16 protein-coding genes are annotated in these 17,569 nt (G+C 60.4%); 7 read left to right on the top strand and 9 right to left on the bottom strand.

The features are described from left to right. Window positions 1-107 precede the first annotated feature (107 nt). From rfbB to rfbC, 4 genes are read left to right on the top strand one after another with little or no spacing between them, the layout of a single operon-like run. Window positions 108-1,172, top strand: a complete 1,065-nt coding sequence (rfbB, locus tag E5S69_RS16260) for a dTDP-glucose 4,6-dehydratase (RefSeq protein ID WP_171515693.1) — start codon at window positions 108-110, stop codon at window positions 1,170-1,172. Next, the gene (gene rfbD / locus E5S69_RS16255) at window positions 1,162-2,094 is read left to right on the top strand and encodes a dTDP-4-dehydrorhamnose reductase (RefSeq protein ID WP_171515692.1); all 933 of its coding nucleotides are present in this window, start codon (window positions 1,162-1,164) and stop codon (window positions 2,092-2,094) included. The genes rfbB and rfbD overlap by 11 nt, the downstream gene beginning before the upstream one ends. After that, entirely contained in the window at window positions 2,087-2,965 is an 879-nt protein-coding gene (gene rfbA, locus E5S69_RS16250; RefSeq protein WP_171515691.1) for a glucose-1-phosphate thymidylyltransferase RfbA, read from the top strand. The genes rfbD and rfbA overlap by 8 nt, the downstream gene beginning before the upstream one ends. After that, entirely contained in the window at window positions 2,962-3,540 is a 579-nt protein-coding gene (gene rfbC / locus E5S69_RS16245) for a dTDP-4-dehydrorhamnose 3,5-epimerase (RefSeq protein WP_171515690.1), read from the top strand. Before rfbA ends, rfbC begins: the two co-directional genes overlap by 4 nt. 40 nt (window positions 3,541-3,580) lie before the next feature. On the opposite strand, the gene E5S69_RS16240 is transcribed toward rfbC, so the two are convergent. The 9 genes from E5S69_RS16240 to E5S69_RS16200 form a co-directional block, all read right to left on the bottom strand. After that, window positions 3,581-4,450: a chain-length determining protein gene (locus E5S69_RS16240; RefSeq protein ID WP_171515689.1), complete on the bottom strand. Its 870-nt coding sequence runs from the start codon at window positions 4,448-4,450 to the stop codon at window positions 3,581-3,583. 20 nt (window positions 4,451-4,470) lie between these two features. Beyond that, window positions 4,471-5,571 (bottom strand): MraY family glycosyltransferase, encoded by a 1,101-nt coding sequence (locus tag E5S69_RS16235; RefSeq protein ID WP_171515688.1) that lies wholly within the window; start codon window positions 5,569-5,571, stop codon window positions 4,471-4,473. Between the two features lie 91 nt (window positions 5,572-5,662). Next, the gene (locus tag E5S69_RS16230) at window positions 5,663-7,096 is read right to left on the bottom strand and encodes a mannose-1-phosphate guanylyltransferase/mannose-6-phosphate isomerase (RefSeq protein WP_336510598.1); all 1,434 of its coding nucleotides are present in this window, start codon (window positions 7,094-7,096) and stop codon (window positions 5,663-5,665) included. An 11-nt stretch (window positions 7,097-7,107) separates the two neighbouring features. After that, window positions 7,108-7,986: a glycosyltransferase family 2 protein gene (locus tag E5S69_RS16225; RefSeq protein ID WP_171515687.1), complete on the bottom strand. Its 879-nt coding sequence runs from the start codon at window positions 7,984-7,986 to the stop codon at window positions 7,108-7,110. Further along, window positions 7,973-9,319 carry an O-antigen polysaccharide polymerase Wzy gene (wzy, locus tag E5S69_RS16220; RefSeq protein ID WP_171515686.1) on the bottom strand — a complete coding sequence of 449 codons (1,347 nt, stop codon included), beginning with the start codon at window positions 9,317-9,319 and terminating at the stop codon, window positions 7,973-7,975. The genes E5S69_RS16225 and wzy overlap by 14 nt, the downstream gene beginning before the upstream one ends. Beyond that, window positions 9,312-10,547, bottom strand: coding sequence for an oligosaccharide flippase family protein (locus E5S69_RS16215; RefSeq protein WP_171515685.1), 1,236 nt, complete (start codon window positions 10,545-10,547; stop codon window positions 9,312-9,314). Before E5S69_RS16215 ends, wzy begins: the two co-directional genes overlap by 8 nt. Beyond that, window positions 10,538-11,362 carry a glycosyltransferase family 2 protein gene (locus tag E5S69_RS16210; protein ID WP_171515684.1) on the bottom strand — a complete coding sequence of 275 codons (825 nt, stop codon included), beginning with the start codon at window positions 11,360-11,362 and terminating at the stop codon, window positions 10,538-10,540. Before E5S69_RS16210 ends, E5S69_RS16215 begins: the two co-directional genes overlap by 10 nt. Then, entirely contained in the window at window positions 11,359-12,516 is a 1,158-nt protein-coding gene (locus E5S69_RS16205; RefSeq protein ID WP_171515683.1) for a glycosyltransferase family 4 protein, read from the bottom strand. The genes E5S69_RS16210 and E5S69_RS16205 overlap by 4 nt, the downstream gene beginning before the upstream one ends. After that, window positions 12,513-13,604 (bottom strand): glycosyltransferase family 4 protein, encoded by a 1,092-nt coding sequence (locus E5S69_RS16200; protein WP_171515682.1) that lies wholly within the window; start codon window positions 13,602-13,604, stop codon window positions 12,513-12,515. The genes E5S69_RS16205 and E5S69_RS16200 overlap by 4 nt, the downstream gene beginning before the upstream one ends. Before the next feature lie 194 nt (window positions 13,605-13,798). On the opposite strand from E5S69_RS16200, the gene E5S69_RS16195 reads away from it, so the two are divergent. From E5S69_RS16195 to waaA, 3 genes are read left to right on the top strand one after another with little or no spacing between them, the layout of a single operon-like run. Next, on the top strand, window positions 13,799-15,193 hold the full coding sequence (locus E5S69_RS16195; RefSeq protein WP_171515681.1) for a phosphomannomutase/phosphoglucomutase: 1,395 nt from the start codon (window positions 13,799-13,801) through the stop codon (window positions 15,191-15,193). Next, complete coding sequence (gene waaC, locus E5S69_RS16190; RefSeq protein ID WP_171515680.1) at window positions 15,174-16,280, top strand: lipopolysaccharide heptosyltransferase I; 1,107 nt, start codon at window positions 15,174-15,176, stop codon at window positions 16,278-16,280. Before E5S69_RS16195 ends, waaC begins: the two co-directional genes overlap by 20 nt. Next, window positions 16,280-17,569 carry a lipid IV(A) 3-deoxy-D-manno-octulosonic acid transferase gene (gene waaA, locus E5S69_RS16185; protein ID WP_171515679.1) on the top strand — a complete coding sequence of 430 codons (1,290 nt, stop codon included), beginning with the start codon at window positions 16,280-16,282 and terminating at the stop codon, window positions 17,567-17,569. Before waaC ends, waaA begins: the two co-directional genes overlap by 1 nt.

The following is a 17,569-nucleotide window of genomic DNA, read 5'->3' as shown; positions in this document are numbered from 1 at the left end:
AGGATGGTTATGTCGGCAGATAGAATAGCCTCCTTTCTGGGATACATGGCCGTAGTTTTCCAGGCATGGAGGGTGGTTTTGTCGACACAAATTGGCAGGAGCAAGCGTTGTCGCACATTTTGGTTACAGGCGGTGCAGGTTTCATCGGCGCCAACTTCGTCCTCGACTGGCTGTGCCAGGATGGCGCCGACGCGATTGTCAATGTCGACAAGCTGACCTATGCAGGCAACCGCAAAAGCTTGACTGCCGTCGAAGGCGATCCTCGGCACATCTTTTCGCAAACCGATATCTGCGACGGTGCAGAGATAACCCGCCTACTTCAGTCCTATCGGCCACGCGCAGTCCTGCATTTTGCCGCGGAAAGCCACGTCGATCGCTCTATCGATGCGCCGGCTGACTTTGTACAGACCAACGTGGTGGGCACGCACACCCTGCTCGAAGCGGTCCTCGCCTATTGGCGAGGACTTGACGTCCCAACCCGGGCCGCATTCCGCTTTCTGCACGTCTCCACCGATGAAGTCTTTGGCTCGCTCGGCCCGGCTGACCCACCGTTCTCGGAAACCTCGTCATATCAGCCCAACAGCCCGTATTCCGCCTCGAAGGCGGCATCGGACCATATGGTCCGCGCCTACCATCATTCCTATGGGTTGCCGGTGCTCACGACCCACTGCTCCAACAATTACGGGCAATTCCAACTTCCCGAGAAGCTGATTCCGCTGATGATCACCAGGGCCCTGGCTGGCAAACCGCTGCCCGTCTATGGCGATGGCCTGAACGTGCGCGACTGGCTCTACGTCGGCGACCACTGCGCGGCCATCCGCGAGGTGCTAGCACGCGGCCGCTCCGGTCAAACGTACAACGTCGGCGGCTGGAACGAGAAGACCAACCTCGAGGTGGTGCAGACGCTTTGCGACATGCTGGATACTCTGAAGCCCAAGGCCTCCGGGTCGTACCGAAACCAGATCGCGTTCGTCAAAGATCGCCCCGGTCATGACCGGCGCTACGCTGTCGATGCCAGCAAGCTCGCGCGGGAACTCGGATGGAAGCCGGCCGAGACCTTCGATTCCGGCCTGCACAAGACCGTGCATTGGTACCTGCGCAACCAGGACTGGGTGCAGGAGGTGCTGTCCGGCGAATATCGCCATTGGGTGGCGAAGCAATATGCCGCATAGCAGGGAAACCCCCAAGCTTCTCGTTACCGGCAGCAACGGACAGGTCGGCTTCGAACTGAAACGCAGCTTGGCGCCGCTGGGCCATGTCGTCGCGCTTGATCGATCCACGTGCGACTTTGGCGCCCCCGAACAGATCCGCCGCGTGCTTCGCCAACACTGCCCCGACGTAATTGTCAATGCTGCGGCCTACACAGCGGTCGACAAGGCGGAAGCTGAGCCCGCGCTCGCCTTTGCCATCAACGCGGAGGCCGTGGAGGTGCTGGCCGAAGAAGCTCGCGCCATGGGTTCGCTGTTGGTTCACTATTCCACTGATTATGTGTTCGACGGCAGCAAGGACAGTCCCTATGTCGAAAGCGACCCCGTCAATCCGCGCTCGGTGTATGGCAAGAGCAAGCTGGCCGCAGAAGCGGCGATCGCCGCGGCAGGTATTCCAGCCCTGGTCCTGCGCACGTCCTGGGTGGCGGGAGCGCACGGCAGCAATTTCGCCAGGACCACGCTGCGCCTTGCCAGCGAGCGCGACAGCCTTCGGGTGGTGGCCGACCAGCATGGCGCGCCAACATCGGCAGCGTTGATTGCCGACGTAACCGCCCAGATCATTGCGCGCCACTGGCTGTATGGAAACCGGGCTAACTTTGCTGCGGGTATCTACCATCTGGCCGCTGCCGGCGAGACCACATGGCATGCCTATGCGAAGGAAGTCCTTCGCCATGCGGCGGTACGCGGCATCGCCCTGAAGGCCGGGCCTGACAATATCGATGGCATTTCCGCGGCCGAGTACGCCGCCGCGGCGCCACGGCCGGCCAATTCACGGCTAAATACAGCAAAGGTGCGCCAGACTTTCGGCATTCACCTTCCTCCATGGGAAGAAGGGGTGCGCCATCTGCTGGACCAGATCCTTGCTGAACGAGACTCCCATGCGTAAAGGCATCGTCCTCGCCGGAGGTTCCGGCACTCGGCTCTATCCCATCACGCGGTCGGTATCAAAGCAACTGCTCCCTGTGTACGACAAGCCGATGATCTACTACCCGCTGTCCACCCTGATGCTGGCCGGCATCCGTGACATCCTGGTCATCTCCACGCCGCAGGACACGCCGCGCTTCGCCGAGATGCTGGGCGATGGCAGCGCCTGGGGCATCAACCTCCAATATGCCGTGCAGCCATCGCCGGACGGGCTGGCGCACGCCTTCATCATCGGCAAGGATTTCATCGGCAATCATCCGTCGACGCTTATACTCGGCGATAACATCTTCTACGGCCACGATCTGGTGGCACAGCTCAGACGGTCCGCCAGGCGGACGGAGGGCGCCACGATATTCGCCTATCACGTACAGGATCCCGAGGGCTATGGCGTGGTGGAATTCGACGCGGACTTTCGCGCCGTGTCGCTGGAAGAAAAGCCGCACAAACCGCGCTCCAACTACGCGGTGACCGGCCTCTATTTCTACGACAACCAGGTATGCGACATCGCCGCAGGAATCCGGCCATCGGCGCGCGGCGAACTCGAGATCACCGACGTCAACAACCAATATCTGCGGGCCGGCCAGCTCGATGTCGAGATCATGGGGCGCGGTTATGCCTGGTTGGACACCGGCACGCCAGAATTCTTGCTAGATGCGGCGAGCTTTATCGCAACGCTGCAGCACCGACAAGGCCTGATGGTCGCCTGCCCCGAAGAGATTGCGTACCGCAACGGTTGGATCACCTCTGACAAAGTGCTGGAGATTGCCGCTTCGCTCGACAAGAACCGCTATGGCGAATATCTTCGGCACATCATTACGGATCAGGTTAGATGACTCTCACTGCTACCCCTACAGCGCTGCCAGATGTGCTGGTGCTCGAACCTGAGGTGGTCAGCGACCAACGCGGTTTTTTCATGGAGACCTTCAATGCCCGGAAGTTCGAGCAGGCGACCGGTATCCGGCGAACTTTCGTCCAGGACAACCATTCATGCTCCGCGCGCAATGTCCTGCGGGGTCTGCATTACCAGGTATGCCACCCACAAGGCAAGCTCGTTCGCGTTGTTGCAGGAGAGATCTTCGATGTCGCTGTGGACATCCGGCGTGAATCACCCACTTTCGGCAAATGGGCGGGGCTGAACATCTCGGCTGCGAACAGGAAGCAACTGTGGATACCCGAGGGCTTCGCCCACGGTTTCCTGGTCTTATCCGGGCACGCGGAAGTTCTTTATAAGACGACCGACTACTGGTACCCCGAAAACGAGAGAACGTTGCTATGGAACGATCCGGGGATAGGGGTGGAATGGCCGCTGGAGGGACTCGCCATCCTCGCCCCCAAGGATATTGCAGGAAGACCGCTGGCCCAGGCGGAAGTCTTCGGGCCGTTAGCGCCAAGATACAGTCAGTTCTAGGCTGTCATCGGATGCCACGCCCCCGTTGCTAGGTACCGAATTAGACGCTAGTGCGAGTGCGGCGACGGGAAAGGTCAATCAGCAGCGAAATTGCCACGCCAGCCAGACCACCCAGGACGGCGCCGGCAACGGCAAACCTGCTTTTCATCGGATAGACCGGGCGCTTGCTGACACTCATTGGACCGATGACACGCGTATTGAAGGTGCGGTTCGGATTCGATTGTTCCATGAGTGCCGCGCGGCGCAGGCGTAAATCCCGGATCTGGGCGTCATTGGCAGCAATCATTTGGGCCAGCAACACGGATTCGGAGAATCTTCCGGCTGCACCAAGGCGTTGCTGTTCCTGTGCCAGCTTGTCGAGCCGGTCGCGTTGCTCGCTCTCTTTGGTCAGTGAAAGATCCACTTCCTTCAATTCAAGTGTCAACTTGTCCATGGATGGTTGAGCGAGGCTGCGATGGGCCTCGATCAGCGTATCGCGGAAGGCCTCCGCATGCTTGAGCGCCGCTTCGGGGGAATTCCCATTCAGCGTGATCTGAACCAGATCAGCATTGCGCATCACGCGTACGTCGGCCGAGCTGCGAATCAGCGACGCCTCATCATTGGCGCCGAGATCCAGCGGCAAATTCAAGCGTGTGAGTACCTGATCCACAAACGCCGGGAGTTTAAGCCGTTCCACCGTCCTGGAAGGTGTCTCAATTTGTGTAACCACCGGACCGGTTACGCCAGTGGAGTAAAACTGACCCACTTGGAGTTCGACCGAAGCGGACCACTGCTTGGGAATGGAAACGGCCAGGCCGACAGCTAACACCGCACCTGCGATAGTGCTAATGACGATTTTGATTGCGTGGCGTGCGCTGAAATCAACGACATCGTCGACGCTTATCGACTTGGTTATGTCGCGGTATTCCATGGGTGTATTATTAGCAGCAGTCATTTCTCTGTTTTTTTGATAATCATCCAACGTGGCGTCTTGAAGCGCACGATACTCCAGTACAGCCAGACATAGACGATCACGAAGATACCAATGCAAACGCACAACACGACGCCGTTGCTCCAGAACAGGCTGGCTGGCAATACAGCCAACAGGCTCAGTAACCACAGATAAGGTGCGGTCATCGAATTCCGCTTCAGGCGTTGCCTTTCGTCCTTGCTACCTACAGCCCACCGCATCAGTCGCTTGTAAATCAGCATGTGCAGGTGCACACCATCGGGAATGCCGGGCGAAATGCCGCGCAGCATCTTTTTCCTGTAGATCGAAAACAGTGTTTCAAAAATTGGGTAGATCAGCATCAGTACCGGATACCAAGCCGACACGCCAGGGTTGCGCATCACCAGCATCACAGCCGTCTCTGCCAGGATGAAGCCAATCAGGTAAGCGCCGCCATCACCAAGGAAAACCAGCCCTGCAGGGAAGTTCCAGAGGAAGAAGCCGAAAATAGCGCCAGCCATGGTCAGAGAGATCGACACAATCAGCGTGTCGCCGGTCTGAGCGGCCACGTAGGCCATCGACATGAACATCATAGCCGACACCATGGCGGCCAGGCCGTTGAAACCGTCAATGATATTGACTGCGTTTGCCACGCCGGCCACGGCGAGGGCGGTAATGGCGATGGACAAGGGCAGAATAGTCATCAGGTTGTCCACGGCCGCAACGTCAATGCGGGTCACGCGCGCATCGAGCAGCCAGACCGCCACCAGCGCGGCTGTTATGGTCGCCATCAGCCTGGCTCGCGGTGATACGCGTTTGGTAATGTCCTCCACGAACCCAGCGGCAAACGCCGGTACCGCGGACAGGACCAGGAGCGCAAATTTCGCCGCTTGGGGCGCTTCTTTGAAATAAAGCGCGATAGATTGAACCACGAGGGCGATCGCGATGCCGGTCCCGCCGATACGTGGTACCGGACGGGTATGGAATTTCTGGGCGCCGCTGAGGTCCTTGTCGGCGGAGAAATTCTGGTGCAGATGCGCGTAGTGAACAATCCACGCGGTTACTAGCATGGATACAACAAAACCAATGCTTAAATTGAACATGGTTGCGTAGAGTTTTGCCGCAGTTGTTATGTCGACAAGCCGGAGTCGCGGCTATCTCGGGTGCGGTCTGGAGTCATGGGTGTGGATCGCCTTATTGACGGCCGTAGTGGTCGGCGAAACGGACAATGTCGTCCTCGCCAAGATATTGGCCGCATTGCACTTCGATCATGACCAGATCGTCTCCCGTCCGGTTCGTGAGCCGATGCTTTTGTCCGATTGGAATAAAACGCGATTCATTCGGGTACGTGGTAAATTCCTCATCGCCGATCTGGACCACGGCGACACCCGACACAACGACCCAGTGCTCGCTCCGGTGGTGGTGAAGTTGCAATGACAGGGACTTGCCAGGATTGACCACGATGCGCTTAATCTTGAAGCCGGGCCCTTCTTCGAGCACGGTGTAAGTGCCCCAGGGCCGGTAGACGGTCAGGTGCGTGTCGTGGCAAGCGTGGCCTTCACGCTTTAGCCCTTCCGCCAGTGTCTTCACCGATTGTGCGTGCTCGGGATTGAGCACCAGCACTGCGTCGGCCGTTTCCACAATGATGAGATTCTCCACCCCGACAGCGGCGACCAGCCGGGATTCCGCACGTGCCGACACATTGCGCGAATTCACCAGCGCAACATCGCCACGGACGGCATTGCCGTCGACGTCGCGCACTTCGGCTTCGGCAAAGACCGACGGCCACGAACCGACGTCATTCCAGTCAAAGGCCGCGGGGACCATGCCCAGGTTCCCGGCCTTTTCCATGACCGCGTAATCAATAGACTCCGAGCGAATACCGCTGAACTCGTCGGCCCGATACTGGACGGTAGGACACCTGTCGCCGTTGGGCGAACGCTCTGCTTTCGCTGCGGCCAGGCGTGCCTGAGCCAGAATATCCGGTGCATGCTGGTCCAGAGCCTGAAGCAGGACGCCGGCCTTGAAACAGAAGATGCCGCCGTTCCAGAAATGCCGGCCGGAGGTCGCCAGTCGCATCGCGACTTCCAGCTCAGGCTTTTCAATGAAGCGGGCGACTTTGAATCCGCCTCCGGCCAGCGCGTCTCCGGATTCGAGATAGCCATAGCCGGTCTCGGGGCGCGTGGGTTCGATGCCGAACGTCATGATGTAGCCTTGCTCGGCAAGCCGCACAGCTTCGCCGCAGGTCCGACGGAAGGCGTCCACATCGTTGACCCGGTGGTCAGCTGGCATGGCAAGCAGAACAGTGTCAGCACCATCCTGCGCTGTCGCTTCGATGCATGCGACCGCCATTGCTGCCGCCGTATTCCGCGGTTCCGGTTCTAGGAATAGTCGGCATGGCACGCTAACGTCGGCCAGCACATTTTGCACAAGGAACTGGTGCTCGCGATTGCACACGACAGCGATTTCATTGCTGCCAATGGCCTCGGCTCGCGCCAGCGTCTGTTCGAGCAGGGAGTTATCGCCTACCAGGCTGGCAAAAGGCTTCGGAAAGGATTCGCGTGAGACCGGCCACAGGCGCGTGCCGGTACCACCCGCGAGAATAACGGTGATCAGTTTGGACTTCACATCAATCCCTTTTACTGTGCCGGCGCCTTGAATCGCGCCATGGCCGAGCGGATTCGGCCCATGATGTAACGACTGATCATCGCACCGGAGCGGCAGCGATGGTCCAGTTGTGTGAGGATGGATTGATTCTTGAGAATAAAGCGAACCGTATTGTACAGGGCATAACCTTCGTAAGACAATCGTCCTCTACCGCGTGCTCCACCGGTTGCTTTTGACGGCGGTAAATTGATTTGCGTAACTCGTGAGTCATAGATAATCCGATAGCCCAATGCGCGGCAGCGAATAAGATAATCTGTTTCCTCGCGATAGCAGTTGCCCACATAACCAGTGTCAAAATCCACCGAGCGTGCCGCTTCGGTGCGAATGAGAAAGGAGGCCTGGCAGACCGGCAACTCAATCGGCGCGCGCGTGGTAGTAGAGCAGTCGAAATGCAATTCGCTGAGATTCACGATAGCGTCGGCATTGTCAACCTGCTTTCGTCTCGCCAGGATTGACCTCAACGTATCGGCGTCGTTGCGCAGGTATAGCGCAGAGGCGCCGACAATTTCGCAACCGCTTTTCTCTGCGCTCTCCAGTAGCATGGCGATTCCGCCGTCCGAAAGGATGGAGTCATCGTCGCCAAAATAGATATAGTCTGTTTCGGCAAGCGTCTTGCCGCGATTCTTGGACACCGTCTGCTTGCTGTTGGTTTCATTCCGCAAGTAACTGATGCGGGGATATGTCTGCATCAGCTTCTGCGCAACCGCCGTAGTGTCGTCGGGCGAGCAATCGTCGACGAGGATCAATTCCTCAACATCCGGCTGCAAGTACGTCGGAATGGTTTCGGCAAGCAAGTGTGCCCGCTTATAGGTCGGGATGACCACCGTAACTTTTCGTTTAGTTGCTTGCATGACGCTTTGCAAAGGTTGCCGCGAGCACTACAAAAATGCTTGCCTTGATCAATGGGATCAGAAAATACAACTGTGTCTCACGGGGGACCAGCAGCAGAAAAGGAAACGTACTGGCCAGTACGAACAGGCCAGCCGAGGAATTGCGGCCTGCATGGAACAGCAGTTTCAATATGAGTCCGGTCACCAGGCCTGCACACAACGGCCCAAACAGCGAGGAGTAGAGCAGTGACTCGGCCACGGCCGAACCTCCCATGCCCATGCCGGACAGGTACATTTCGGGATTCACCATATAAGCAAGGCGATGGGCAAGGCTAGCGGTGAGGCGTGCAAAATCCTCACTTTGGCCTGCAGGCAGACTGCCAAACAATCGGTGAAAGTTGTCAACGATCAGAGCGAATGTCGAGCGAATGCCATCTATGCCGGGAACAAATCCCTGCAGGTTCTCCAGCATGGCAACCAGAAAGATAAGTGATACTCCCTGGCTGAAAAAGAACCCGAGCAACGAGTCGGCCATACCTGTTGCGGGCAGATCCGCGGCAGAGATGCCAAAGCGTGCCCGGCCCACGTAATCGGCAAGCATCACCATGGCCAAGCCAGCAATAACCGCCTTCCAGAGTGAGAAGCGGATGCCCTGGCTCGACACGAACAGCCACGTGAGGCCGATCAGCTGTCCCATGGCGATGCCACGCGCACCCTTCAAGGTCTCTATGGCGCAAAGCAGGATGCCAAGCATGAATGCCACCCAGGCCGGGGCGCGTGCGGGCCGGGACGCGAGGAAGGCGAAGACAGACAAGATGGCCCAGCCGCCCAACGCATAGGGCAGGCCGCCCGGCCCTCCATCGAGGTACATGCTGAGATAATTGCCGCTGAGCCAGAAACTGACGTTCGCGTACATGCGATACACCGCGAATGGGGCTAGCAGCAAGCCCATGCGCAGTGCGATGACACCGAGTTTCGGATCGGGCTGCGTATTGAGTTCACCGAGCTTGCCCGTTCCTATGGCAGCTCCCAATAAAAACAGGCAGACCGCCGCTAACGCCCTGCTGAGGATGACCAAATCCATTGGGCCGACCATAAACCAGTCAGCCTGGCGGAAATCGCCCCATCCGAATACATAGGAAACGAGGAACCGACCGAGCAGAAAAACGCCTGTTGTCAGGCATAGCAGGCTGCCGGGGTTCACGCGATTGGGCGATGCCGCGCAAGTTTGGCCGAGACAGACAACAAAGGTCAGGACGGTCAGCGGCGCCTGGATGCTGAGGTCGCCCGCGGCCATGCTCGCGAGGTTGGCTATTATCAGAATGCCGCTCATCAATGCCAGTGCGCTATGCATCGCGATTTCCTAAGAAGACCGCGCTAGCCACCATAAGCAGTGCGAAGTTAGCCGCGACATATGCCCAAGCCGCTCCTGCCAAGCCCATATGACGTATCAGTACCTGGCAGCCGATCAGGAAACTGCAGGAAAACAGCAATTCTAGTCCCCAGGACAGGCGCAAGCGGCGCTCATAGATAAAGAACGTCACGAGCGGCATGGCTAGTGCCTTGAGCGCGTCACCCATCAATTCAATCCATAGCAAGCCGGCAATGGCATCGTATTGATCGGAGTACAAAAGCCTGACCACATGCGCAGAGGCAAACCAGAGAATAAGGGCGCCGAAGGCATATCCCGCGCCAATCAGCAAGGCATATGCACGGAAACGTCCCTTCAAAGCGCGACGCGGCGACTCGGCGCGAAACACCGCGGGCAACAGCACGTAAGCGACGACGGCTTGCGCAAGCGCAATCACTGCGTCGGAAAGACGGAACATGCCTTGCCACAGGCCCGCGGCGGCAGCGCCGGCTTCGGCAGCAACGGTGGCGCGAACGGCCAGGATCGCAGCCGTGCCGACCAAGGCCGGCGCCAGCGCAATGCCCACGTAGGGAACCAACTCTCGGATTGTGTGCCAGTCTGCTTGGCGCAGGCCTCCATTGGGCATCCAAGGTACTCTCGTGGCACGTGCCGCGATCAACCACAGCAGCAAGATTAATGTGGCGCCCACCACAAGGGCTCGCGCCGCACTCTCGACAGAACCGGGACGGACTAACAGGAAATACGCTGCAAGGCTCAGCATTCCGCCAACGGCGACTACAAAAGAATTGGTGCCGGCTCCATTATTTGCGAGCGTGGCCGACTGGATGTGCAGCGATATCGCTGCGCAAAGCGCGAGTATCAACACCAGTAGCGGCGTCAGGGCACGGCTCCCTGTGACCACGTCCGCCTGGCGGAACGCTGCATGGAACGCCGCAATCATTATGGGCACCGCCAAGGCAAATGCCAGGCCGCCTGCGAGCCAGCGCTGGCGCGATATGTCAGCCTGCTCCGGCTTGGAAAGCCGCGCTACCAGCCCCTGGCCAATGCCACCATTTGAAAAAGCAGAGTACAGCGTGCTCAGACTAAAGACATTGCCCCAGACACCGAACGCTGCCGGGCCAAGCTGAACGGAAAGGACCTTATTGGTGATAAGTCCGCATAACAGCTTGATCAAGACGCCCAGGCCGGATAGCAGGACGTTCAATGCCATGGAGGTGCAGCAAGCGAACGACGAGGACCTGCGAGCCGCGCACGGACGCGCGAGGAGAATACGCTGCCGGCGAAGCAGGCAAGGAAAAATGTCGACGTTATTTTTCCAAAGCCTTCCAGCGACCGCATGATGAACCAGACCGAGCGGGCCGAACGCAGCTTGTCTGAGGAAAAGGAGCGTTTGCGGACCCGATACCAGGCCAGCACCTGAGGCAAACGCCGTCCTTCGACGCCCGCCTGAAGCAGGCTCGCCCAAGCGGCAAAATCTTCAGCAATCATGCCTGCCGGCATCTTGGGAAACAGCGTGGACCTGACCATGCTGCGACGGATCATTACGGCAAGGCAGCCAACGCCACGCCGGGCGTTGTGCGAGAACAAGGTCAGCCGGTCCGGGCCGCCGATCTGTGCCATGGGACGGCCGCTACCGTCTTCAAAGGAAACGTAGTCGTGATAACTGAAATCAACGTTATGCTCTCGCATGAAGCAGCATTGATATTCCAGCTTCTTCGGATCCCAGATATCGTCGGCATCGCAAAATGCGATAAATTCGCCCTTGGCACTTCTCACCCCGGCATTGCGCGCTTGCGCGGGGCCGCCATTGACCGGCAGTGTAACCACACGAATACGCGAATCCGTCGCACTTAGGCGGGCTAGAATCCCCGCCGTTTCCGGGCCGGACGCATCGTCGATCAGCAGCCACTCGAAATCCCCCATTGTCTGATTGCAAATGGCATCTGCGCTCGCACCGATATATTGGCCGTCGTTATGGACGGGCGTGATGATGCTGACGAGGGGTGTTCGGGGATGCTGCGTCATGGCGCGGACAGTAACGTTTCCAGTCGCTTGGTTTGAGATGCGAGCGAGTATAGAGCATCGAAGGCTTCACATGCAGCCCGCCGCGGCACCTGCAGTTCGGGGTCTTGTAACAAATCGTGAAGAGTGCTAGCCATTTGTTGTGGGTCGCTTACCACACTTACAGCCGCACTGAAGTGAGGATCATTCAGGGCAGCCTCGTAACCCACCGCAGCATTAGGCATGCATACAACTGGCAGCCCATAGGAGAGCGCCTCGGCGACTTTAGTCTTCATCCCGCTTCCCCAGCTTACCGGTGCGAGATATATCGTAGTTGAGGCAAACAGCTCTGCCATCTGCGCTGTGCTCGGGGAGTCCACGACTTCTATCTGCTGATAGGCAGAGGCTGCTGCAGCCGCGTGGGCACCCGCGGCGACGAACCGCACTGACGTGCCCGGATGCCTGGTTTTGAACAGTCGCGCCACCGTGGCAAAGTCCGCAACCGCTTTCTGATTGGGTGCGAAGCCGAAGTGGCCGGTGAAGAGAATGGTGACGGGGCTGCCGGCCCGCCTCATGGCTGTGCATTCACCCCGGGGTACTGTGATGGGAAGCACCATTGACCGCTTGATGGCTCCGTACTCGGACTGAAATAGTTGCTGGTCCGCTTCGGTAATAAATGTCACAAAGTCGGCTTTCAGGCACATCGCCTCCGCGCGACCGATGATCCACGTTTCCAGTGCATTTATTATCCGTTGATGAACGTTATCGCTGTCATGCCCGCGCTTCAACGCGGCCTCGACATTGTCGCTGATGACGCCGAAGCGCTTTTGCGGAAGCCTCGCGCGCAGAAATTCCAGCAGCGGCCCGCATCGCGAGTTGTGAAGCAGGACCAGATCTACCCCGGTCGCGTGCCGCAGAATGGCGTTTCGGTGAGTGGCCAGATATGTCGGCGATAGCATGGCTCGCGCGGCGATATCACGGCGCGCATTTTTCTCGAGGTAGACAGTGGTGCAATGAGGCGGTGCATCAAAAGCTTGGGACTGACCGACCTCCTTGCTCATGATTACCACCTCCGACACAGCGGCCGCTTCACACAGCGCTTGGGCGATGGATCGCAGGTACAGACCCCCGCCCGACAGTTCCTGAAGTCCGTTTGGCGAAACGAGCAAGACTTTCATGGCTGCACCTCGAGCGCCATGCGGCGGATCTGCGTCGTAAAGCGCTCGGTCGAAAAATGGACGGACATAAAGGTGTTCATGGCTTGCGGATTGTAATTTTTCCGCAGTTCACCGATCAAGGCTGGAGCGGCGCGCGGAAAATCCGCAGGGTGCCTGGGCAATTCGCGCACCCACGGATTACCCTGCTCGAGGAATAATTTGCACGCGCCGACTTGTGTGCCTAGAACGCAAACCCCGGACGCAATGGCTTCGAGCGTCACCAGTTCGAAGCCCTCGAACAAGGAGGGCAACAGGAACACGTCAATTTTGTCATAGAACTGGCCCATGTTTTCCGGGGATACCTGCTTCATGATCGTGACATTGGCCAGGTTCGCCAATTCCGGGGGGGCGTCATTGATAGTCGCAATCACGAGGCTGAAGTCCTTTTGCAATTCAACCCAGCGAGCTATCTCGATCAGGTATGGCAGGCCCTTGCCGAATTCCAAGCGGCCGGCAAATCCGAGCCTCACGCGGTTGCCACTGAATTTGGGCGTCTGCCGGAATATCGACGTATCAATGCCGTTATGGACCACCTCGCATTTACCGGGCGCAATTTGGTAAAGATCCACCGCGAAGTCCCGTACGGTTTCCGACACGCAGGCTACGCGCTTGGCAGCTCGCATGGACATGGCTTCGAGGCACGCCATCATGCGCATCCCGAGGAAGCGCTTGCCCGTGCCGGCAAGAGCCTTGATATAACCCGCTGCCGAGCCATGGACAATGATTACCTCAGCGGGGTAGAGCGGCGTATAGGAAGAGTTCGAAATTGTGATAAACCGCCGTCCAGCCAAGCGCTTGCACCATAGCCATAGCGATACCCAGACTGGAAACACGAACTGGCCGAACCGACCGAACGCCAGCCAGGGAGGGGTGATGCTTGCTTCATCCACCAAGGTGACGCCGATACCGTCTCTGCTCAACGCCTCCTGAACCAGTTGGACCACGCGTTCGACACCCCCAGCCGTGCGGACGCCGTTGCGTGAAATAAGAAATACCGGAATGCGGTGTACACTGACCGCCGCTTGTGTGCTGTTTGTGTGTCTTGCCATGTGAACTGTCTGCGCCGTCGAAGAAGCGAGATTTTAGTCCAGCAGGCGATGAACATAGATCTACGCGATGGGGTGCAAAGGTCGAACCATACTTCTCGGGCCACCCGCCAGCGGCTTATCGCCGCGTTTTCGCGGCGGGCATCCTTGGGGCGGAGGGTAGAATAGCCCTTCGACACCTCGACACTTGGACCCTTATGGCCACTTTCCAAATCGATCCCTCCATCTTCAAAGCCTATGACATTCGCGGCATCGTGGGCAAAACGCTCACCCGCGACGTCGCGCGCCAGATCGGCTTGTCGTTCGGCTCCGCCGCCGTGGAGCTTGGCGAGACCTCGATCGCCGTCGGCCGTGATGGCCGTCTTTCCGGCCCGGACCTGATTGGTGGCCTGGTCGAGGGGCTGCGCGCCACCGGACTGGACGTGCTCGATCTCGGCATGGTCGCGACCCCGATGGTCTATTTCGCGACCAATATCGAAATCGATGGTGTACGCCCGACCTCCGGCATCATGGTCACCGGCAGCCATAACCCGCCCGACTACAACGGCTTCAAGATGGTGCTGGCGGGCCGGGCGATCTACGGCGAGCAGATCCAGGACTTGCGCAAGCGCATCGACGCCGGCGCGTTCACCCAGGGCGCAGGCGCGTACAAAGAAGTCGATGTGCGCGAAAAGTATCTCGCGCGTATCGTTGGAGACGTCAAGCTGTCCCGGCCGATGAAGATCGCGCTCGATGCCGGCAATGGCGTGGCGGGCGCCTTCGTCGGCGACCTGTTCCGCGGTCTGGGCTGTGAAGTGGTCGAACTGTTCTGCGAGGTCGACGGCAACTTCCCCAACCATCATCCCGATCCGGCGCATATCGAAAACCTGCAGGATCTGATGAAGACCCTGCGCGAGACCGACTGCGAGCTGGGCCTGGCCTTCGACGGTGACGGCGACCGCCTTGGCGTGGTGACCAAGGACGGGCAGGTGATCTTCCCGGACCGCCAGCTGATGCTGTTTGCTGAGGAAATCCTGGCGCGCAACCCGGGTGCGCAGGTGATCTACGACGTCAAATGCACTGGCAAGCTGGCACCGTGGATCCGCCAGCACGGCGGAGAGCCGCTGATGTGGAAGACGGGCCATTCGCTGGTGAAGGCCAAGCTGAAGGAAACGGGCGCGCCGATTGCCGGCGAGATGAGCGGCCATGTCTTCTTCAAGGACCGCTGGTACGGGTTTGACGACGGCCTGTACACCGGCGCGCGGCTGCTGGAAATCCTGTCGCGCCACGCGGACCCCAGCGCGGTGCTGAACGCGTTGCCGAACGCGAACAACACGCCGGAACTGCAGCTCAAGTGCGCCGAGGGCGAGCCCTTCACGCTGCTCGACAAGATCCGCGCAAACGCCAGGTTCGACGGTGCGCGCGAAGTGATCACCATCGACGGCGTGCGGGTGGAATACGCCGACGGCTTTGGCCTGGCGCGTCCGTCCAATACCACGCCGGTGGTGGTGATGCGCTTCGAAGCCGACAACGACGCCGCACTGGCGCGCATCCAGGCCGAGTTCAAGCGCGTGATTCTCGCCGAGAAGCCGGATGCTCAGCTCCCGTTCTGAGCGCACGACGGTGCCTGCGGCATCGTCTGACGCGGCCGGTGTGGCACAGCCCATGCCGGCCGCGGTGCCTTTTGCGCTGCCCGAGCGGCCGCGCATTCTGCTGGTCAAGGTATCGTCGCTTGGCGACGTGGTGCACAACATGCCGCTGGTGCACGATTTGCGCGCGCGCTGGCCCGGTGCCGAGATCGACTGGGTCGTGGAAGAAGGTTACGTCGACCTGGTACGCCTGCTGCCCGAGGTGCGCCGGGTCATCCCGTTCGCGCTGCGGCGCTGGCGCAAGCGCCTGCTGCAGGGCGGCACCTGGCGCGAGATCGGCGCGGTGCGTAACGCCTTGCGGCAGGAGCGTTATGACGCCGTGATCGAAAGCCAGGGCCTGCTGAAGACCGCGGTAGTCGCACGCGTCGCCGCGCGCGCGCCGGGCGCGCCGATCATCGGGCTCGGCAATGCCACGCAGGGCTCGGGCTATGAGCCGGCGGCGCGGCTGCTCTACACCACCCCGGTGGCCGTGCCGCGCCAGACCCATTCGGTGCGCCGCTCGCGCCTGCTTGGCGCGGCGCTGACGGGTGTCGCGCCGGCAGAGCCTCCATTGTTCTTCGGGTCGGCGGCGCAGACGTTGTCGGTCGATGATCCGCTGTGGGCGGGCCTGCCGCCTCGCTATGCGGTGTGTTTCCATGCGACCGCGGGGGCGTGCAAGAAATGGGCGCTGCAGAACTGGCACGCACTGGGCAAGCGCCTGGATGAAGCGGGCCTGGTGATGCTGCTGCCGTGGGGCAATGACAAGGAACGCCAGGCTGCCGAAGCCATCGCTGCCGGCGTGCCGCGGGCGCAGGTGTTGCCACGCTTCTCGGTCATGCAGGGCTTTGGCCTGATCAACCGCGCGGAAGTCGTGATCGGCGTCGATACCGGCCTGGTCCATATCGCCGCGGCGCTGTGCCGGCCCACCGTGGAAATCTATACCGCCACATGGCGCTGGAAGACGGAAGGCTATTGGTCGGAACGCATTGCCAATGTCGGCGACGACGGCGTGGTGCCTTCGGTGGAAGAAGTCTACGAGGCAGCTTGCCGCGTGCGCGGAGTGCCGGCCTGATGCTGCGTGTTCTCTATAGCTTGTTGTGGGTGCTGGTGTTGCCGCTGGCGCTGCTGCGCCTGGCTTGGCGTGCCCGCAAGGAGCCCGGCTACCTGCAGCATGTCGGCGAGCGTCTCGGTGCATATGGCAGCCTGCCGAAGCAAGGGCCGTGGATATGGGTTCACGCCGTGTCGGTGGGCGAGACCCGGGCGGCCCAGCCGCTGATCGAAGCGCTGCTCGCCGCGCATCCGCATCACCGCTTGCTGTTGACGCATATGACGCCGACCGGCCGCCAGACTGGCGCCCAGTTGTTCGGCCAGGAGCCGCGCATTCTCCAGTGCTACCTGCCGTATGACCTGCCCTGGCTGGTGCGGCGCTTCATGAGGTATTTCCGGCCGCAGGCGGGCATGCTGATGGAGACCGAGGTCTGGCCGAACCTGGTCCATGGCGCGCGCAAGGCAGGCGTGCCGCTGTACCTGGTCAACGCGCGCTTGTCGCCGCGCAGTTATCGGCGCACGGCACGCTTCGGTCGCGCCGCGGCGGCGATGTATGGCGACTTTGCCGGCGTGCTGGCGCAGACCGCCGGCGATGCCGAGCGCTTTCGCGCACTGGGTGTGCGGGCGGTGCAGATTACCGGCAACCTCAAGTTCGACATGCAGCCAGCGCCGACCGGTGTGGCGCTGGGCGGGCAGCTGCGCAAAGTCTTCGGCGCACGCGCGGTGCTGGCGGCGGCCAGTACGCGCGAGGGGGAAGAGGCCATGCTGCTCGATGCCTTCGCACGCTGGGAGTCGTTGGCGGGCGGTGTCCCGCGCCCGGCACTGCTGCTGATTCCGCGTCACCCGCAGCGCTTCGATGAGGTCGCCGCCATGGCGGCGCGAGCGGGCTTCTCGGTCGAGCGCCGCAGCAACCTGGACCTTGCTGGCGTGCGGTCGCCATTGGCTGCCGACCTGTTGCTTGGTGATTCGATGGGCGAGATGGCGATGTACTTTGCCGCGTCGGACCTCGCGTTTATCGGCGGCAGCTTGTTGCCGCTGGGCGGGCAGAACCTGATTGAAGCCTGCGCTGTCGGCACCCCGGTGCTGATCGGCCCGCATACCTTCAACTTTGCGCAGGCCACCGATGACGCGATTGCCGCGGGAGCGTGCCTGCGCGTGGACAATGCCGACGCGCTGATGCGTACCGCGGCAAGCGTGCTTGCCGATCGGGCTCGGCTTGCGGATATGCGCGCGCATGCGCAGACCTTCGCCGGGCTGCATCGGGGCGCCACGGTACGCACGCTTGCCGCCGTGGCGCCGGCGCTGGAACGCTGA

It is taken from the genome of Cupriavidus necator (assembly GCF_013141915.1).
In the GTDB taxonomy this organism is placed as follows: domain Bacteria; phylum Pseudomonadota; class Gammaproteobacteria; order Burkholderiales; family Burkholderiaceae; genus Cupriavidus; species Cupriavidus necator_B.
The sequence above is the reverse complement of the archived record's forward strand: the minus strand, read 5'-3'. Positions and strand labels throughout refer to the sequence as shown.